At 59.8% G+C, this 5,607-nt stretch carries 3 protein-coding genes and 2 pseudogenes; 2 read left to right on the top strand and 3 right to left on the bottom strand.

What is annotated here, in order from left to right; genetic code table 11:
* Positions 1 to 1,450 (bottom strand): mechanosensitive ion channel family protein (locus EOA28_RS23060; RefSeq protein WP_128315308.1); only part of this gene is annotated, 1,450 nt, incomplete at its 3' end.
* An 805-nt stretch (positions 1,451 to 2,255) separates the two neighbouring features.
* Positions 2,256 to 2,477, bottom strand: coding sequence for a DUF680 domain-containing protein (locus EOA28_RS23055; protein WP_128315307.1), 222 nt, complete (start codon positions 2,475 to 2,477; stop codon positions 2,256 to 2,258).
* Between the two features lie 685 nt (positions 2,478 to 3,162).
* On the opposite strand from EOA28_RS23055, the pseudogene EOA28_RS23050 reads away from it, so the two are divergent.
* Positions 3,163 to 3,243 (top strand): annotated as a pseudogene (locus EOA28_RS23050) (TetR family transcriptional regulator); the annotation flags it as partial.
* A gap of 623 nt (positions 3,244 to 3,866) precedes the next feature.
* Positions 3,867 to 4,877 (top strand): aromatic ring-hydroxylating dioxygenase subunit alpha, encoded by a 1,011-nt coding sequence (locus tag EOA28_RS23045; protein ID WP_189342144.1) that lies wholly within the window; start codon positions 3,867 to 3,869, stop codon positions 4,875 to 4,877.
* A gap of 468 nt (positions 4,878 to 5,345) precedes the next feature.
* Here the strand turns inward: EOA28_RS23045 and EOA28_RS38960 are convergent.
* Positions 5,346 to 5,607: pseudogene (locus tag EOA28_RS38960) on the bottom strand (hypothetical protein); the annotation flags it as partial.

Genomic DNA, 5,607 nt, shown 5'->3' with positions numbered 1-5,607 from the left:
GTGCAGATCTCGAGTTCGCGTGTCGCTGTTCCGGAGCGCCGCTTTCGCCTGAAGCAGACATGCCGGTCGCCAGCACCGCCGCGAGATCTTCGGCCATTTCGGGCCGGGCAAGCAGCAAGGGAGCGAAGCTTTTCTGGTCAATTTCGTAGACCACGACATGTGTCAACGCTCGCAATGTCGACGTCTCGCCGATGCCGGCCAGCAGCCCTGTCTCACCGAAGAAGTCGCCGGGCGCGAGGCGACCGATATCCTGCATGCGGGCATCGCCCTCGCCCAGTTGCCGGGCGACGATACCGGCTCGAACGATCATGAGCGACGGCAGCATCTCTCCCTGTCGTGCGATGATGTCGCCCTTTCGGTAGGTGCGAACCGAGGTCGTCGCGGCAAGGGCCTCCTGCTCGTCGTTCGTCAGCGCCGAAAAAATCGGTATGGCCCTTATAAGGTCAATCGGGGTGACGCTTGGCGGCCTCGCCGTCTCTTCAGTCGGCAGGTTGCTCACGGCGATCGACGAGGGAGGTGCCGCAAGCAGCAGGCCTGTGGACTTGACGTGGCGGTAGACGAGATCGAAGACTTCATTCCGCGCGGCTATTCGTCGGCCAAAATTCTCGACATGCACAAGTAGATCGATCTCGATCGCCACGGCATTCAAATCCCGAATAACAACTATGGGCGGCGGTTCCTTCAAGATGGAGTTGCAGCTCAGCAAGGCTGTACGCATCACCTCCACCACGATGGCCGGCATTTTTGTCGGTGCGATTCTTATGGTGAAAGCAATTCCATGGCTGTCGTCTGGCCTGCTCACATTGGTCAACCCAAGCTTGGCCAGAAAACTATTCGGAAGTGCAACGACGTTGTGTGCCCAGGTGAGCACCTGGGTCGACCTCCAACTGGTTTCTACGACCCGGCCTTCGGTGCCGTCACTCAAAACGATCCAGTCCCCCAGCGCATAAGGGCGGCCGAGGTTTAGTGCGATGCCCGAAAATACATCGCTCAACGTGTTCTGCAGGGCCAGTCCCAGGACGATGGCAAAGACCCCTGAGGTGGCGATCAGGGTTCCGACCGGCACGCCAAAGACAAAAGCGAGGACCGACAGCAGCATTCCGACATAGACGACGCCAACGACGAGATCCTGCAGGAGCCTTGCCTCGCGTGGCTTCCCCTCGAAGACGAGAAAGATGCGGACGAAACCGATCAGCGCCCACGCAAGATGAACCCACCAGAGCGCTTTCGCCGCCCCGAAAAGTATCGCTCGGGCCGTTGTCTCTCCGCTCCGGGTTATCTCGTACGGGACGACGGCACCGTCCAGAAGGAGAACCGACATTGCAAGGAAGAAGGCAATCTGAACGATCAGCCTTGTATTGGGGCGACTCCGCGGAATGACGTTCCAGACAACAATTCCGGCGACGCCCACCAGAGCCATGTAGAGAGGGGGAGCGATCCACCAGTCCATGACAAATCCCGTTCGGTCAAAACCTCAACCAATGCTTCTAGTCCTGAACGCAACGAGGCCGCCCGCTGGCTCACATGACAGGTGGCACCGACTACTCGTGCGATCCGAACTTCTCGAGCAGAGCCGGTGGCCACCTTTGTTATCCTCAAGGACCGCCCCGGTAATCGAGTGAGGCAGGCGCTGCGCCCTCACGTCACCTCTGGCTCTTGGGTCCATGGTATGGTCATCGGCCAAGACTCCTTGACCAGCTGCCTTCCGCTACAGGGGAGTGAATTTACTCGCGGTCCCGATGATCTCTGGGAGAGATGGACATTCTGACCCCGTTGCGTGTGTAAACTCGCTGAGCCTTCGCGTGATCAGACTGGACAGCGCTGCCGCTGCGCCTTGCTCGAGGCGCAGCCATGTCGATGCCGCAGAGCCTCAGGACGATGTGCAGTGCCTTCGAAAGAGCTGGACGCGGTGTCATTTCCTAACCTCCATTTCCGTCGCGTTAGAGAGATCCAACCATGCCGGGCTTTGCGAGGTGCAGGCCATCGTGCCGAGGAAGCGTGCGTTCCATACCTTGGTCCATTGTTCCCGCAATGAAGGGCTGGGACAGACGGTCGAAATCGCCATGAGGCCGGCGCGTGCCATCGATGGTAACTGCCGCCTCGATTTGGCAGCAGTTCGATTTTTGTGCCTGGAGGATGTGGGTTATGGACGCAATGGCGAATGCACGGCGCGCGCCCTATAAGCCCAGGCCTCTTCTATCGTTGAGTCGCTCGATCTGAGAGAAAGACCTAGCGGTCCTTTAGCTGCCTTTGGTCTACTGCCCCCAAATACCCTGTCCACATTTGTCGTTAGGCGTGACTGGCTTTCGAACCGTTTGACCGGCTTCATGCTTGGCATGTCCGTCGATCATCTCGATCGAGGAGGTATGCAACTTGTCGGCAGGAGTAGCCTTTTCTGACCCGTAGTGATCGCTGCCGGCAAGTGCGGTTCCGGCAGAAACAACAAGAGACGCGGCACCAAGTGCGATGAGCTTCATTATTCTTCTCCAATGTTTGAAACTGCGCCAGAGTGATACGGAACGAGTTGTCTCCAGACGATTAGACGACTGAATGGTTGGATACATACGGAAGTATTGGAAGCACTGGCCAAAGACTAGGGGAGTGACCTCGCGGCGATCGACTTCTTGCGCGAAAGCAGGGCTATGCCTTCGGAGCTAAGCCTGTTGCCGTTTGGTCCGACAGAGCAAGCGAAGCATTGACCGTGGCCAGCATCTCGTTGCTAGCCGGTGTCGGCGCGGGCTGCCACACGTGCAGCCTGGTCAATCTCCCACGTAGGAAACCATAGACCAAGGTATCGAATGATTGCGCCTTGGGCGCGATGGCCAGCACCCCTGGAAGCTTGGCATGTTGGTGTCCAGGCAATGCTGCGGAGTTTTTCAGCACTTGCATCGCACCGACCGTGCCGCCAACGCTGATCAGCCTGGTGTCTCATCAATCGCTGGCAAAGGGGAACCGGATAAACGTGATTGGTGCGATCGGAGTGCTCGCGGGCATGGATGTCTTGCTTGCCGATTTGGGGGAAGGCCTCATGATTCGACGATTGGGAGCCAGGAATCTGGCGCGCCCGGCACGACGTCCCGGATATCTGACCGCGATGTTTTTCCTGATCGCCAGGTCCCTCGTCTTTGGGATCGCCCTCTTGTTGACTGGTCCGTCACAGGCAACGAAATCGAATCCTATTGTCGGTCGGCCGTGGCCATGTTTATCGCCGCGCACGGTGGCAACGACCACGCGGGAGGATAGCCCAGGAGTACTGATGTAGTATGCTCGCGTTGACATCAACGCAGCAACTAACGTTGGGCAGCGGGCTGACCGACGGAGTAACGCTCCCCCACCCCGTTAGGACCTTAGTGCCGGCTTAGCAGTCCGTCAGCTTTCGGGGAGCTGCAACGGTGGTCTGAACGGCAAAATAGAGGCGCTAAGCTGCCGTTCGCTCGGCTCCCATCAGACTTGTAGTCTGAAAAGGGGGCCAGCTGCTGGCTGTCGGGGTGCGATCGCGCTCGGCGGAAGCCGCCATTTGGCAACGGCCCCATCCCCGTCGTTCGCGAGCGAACCGCACCATTCCGACATCCGACGTTCACCAGGCGGGCGACGAACTGGGCTCGAAGTCGGTCTGGAATCTGTGCTGCGGTTGAGGCATGCGACGTGTTGATCATGGTCGATAGCTAGGTCGGCAAGTTGGAAATGAACCGCAACTCCAGCAAATCTGCGTTCGAGCAAAATAGCACCCCGCTTACAGGCTGTGCGCAGCAGAGCCAATTCCCTTGCGATGTCTCCCCGCCTACGACAGGATTGCCGCAACTGGAGGTTAGCCTATGACGCCAGGTAGCTTGCGACCCGACCACCCGCCACTCGACACTCCGCCCGTGCAATACCTGAACCTGGACCCTTCGCTTTATGTCCGCGATGATATCTGGCAGCAGGAACGGGGCAGCATTTTCGCGCACACCTGGCAGTTCATGGGGCAGGTCGCCTCGGTCGCGACATCAGGTCAATACCTTGCCATCGATATCGCCGGCACGCCGGTGTTCGCCATCCGTGGCCGGGACAGGACCTTGCGCGGGTTTAAGAACGTCTGCCGTCACCGGGGAGCGAAACTTCTGGCCGATGGCGCGGGCAAATGTGGGCTGATCGTTTGTCCCTATCACAAGTGGTCCTTCGCTGACACCGGACGGCTGGTGCAGGCTCCGTGGTATGGCAAGGATCCCGCGATCATCGCCGAAGACTGGCCGCTGGAGACTGTGCAGCTGTCCGAATGGCGCGGGCTGCTCTTTGCGTCACTCGACCCGAAGGAAAGTCTTCTGGGTCAACTTGGCTCTCTGCCCGCCGAACTGGCGGACGAGCCGTTGGAGACCTATGTCGCCACCGATCAGGCCACCGTCAGCTTTGAGGCGAACTGGAAGATCTACACCGACAATTTCGTCGAAGGCTACCACATCCCCGGCACGCATCCCTCGTTCTACGCTGCCATCGACTTCGAAGCTTTCCAGACCACCGCCCATCCCGGTTATGTCCGGATGACCGCACCGCCAAAAGGCGGTCTATTCTATCGCGGCAAATGGCTTTGGATGTGGCCGAACTGGACGCTGTCGCTTTTCGATGGCGGCATGAACGTCAGCCGAATCAACCCGACCTCACCGCATCACACAGACCAGCACTACCATTTTTTCTTTGCCGACACCTCTGCAGAAGCATCCGAGAGCAGGGCGAAATCCGTGCAAGGCACCCTGGCCGTGGTACGCGAGGACTACACGATCTGCGCCGATACGCACCGCAACTATGCCGCAGGGGCCTATAGCTCCGGCCCACTTTCGGGGCGGCATGAGCGGGGAGTGCAGTATTTCCAAGAACGGGTCGCTGCGGCACTGGGACTGTGACTGTCCCTGGCGTCCTTGTCCACCGGATAGTGGGCGGCTTGCCGGCGGACGGGCACGGAAAGACGAGTTATGAGGTCGCGGCAATCGGATCCCGGTCGATCCGGAGAGCATTCAGCACGTGCTTCAGGAGATCGGCGAACGCGGCTTTGACGACCAAGTATAGCGGACGCTCTTACTGGCCGGACCCCCGATGTTTGGATCGGGGGCAGCAAGCAGAAGTCAGCTTGCGGCCGCAGGCTTTCGAGGGCGGAAGCCGAAGAAGATCTTGTATATCGCACGGCCTCACGGCGTGCGGGCAACGTGCGAGCGCGGGCAGGGTTAGATCCTAACCAATGCGACGCGGCAGACCGCCTTTCGCACGAAAGAACGCCCCCTCATAGCGAGAACCGCTGAAGCCCAAGCGGAGAATCTGCGTCCGGCAATGCCGAGGAGCTCCGTACCTTCCAGCGCGCCGACATGGCTCGCTCCTTATCCCGCTCGTCCGAGGTCGGCGGCAGGTTCAGGGCCAGGAGACGGCGGACGGGGCTCCCAGACCCCGAGCTTGCGCAGGACACGCACCTCATCGCGGATGAGCGTCGTCAGCGCGCGTATGACCGTCGTGGTCGGCCGCTGGCTGGATGTCGCCAGAAGCAGTTCCCGCTCGATCGGCGGGTTGCGGATGCGCCAGTAGTTGATCCTGCCTTCGGCGACGAGGTTGTGGCAGCTCGAATAGGACAGGATAGTGTAGCCT

This window comes from Mesorhizobium sp. M2A.F.Ca.ET.067.02.1.1 (genome assembly GCF_004023285.1).
GTDB lineage: Bacteria > Pseudomonadota > Alphaproteobacteria > Rhizobiales > Rhizobiaceae > Mesorhizobium.
Note: the sequence above shows the minus strand (reverse complement) of the source record. Positions and strands in the feature narration are given on the sequence as shown.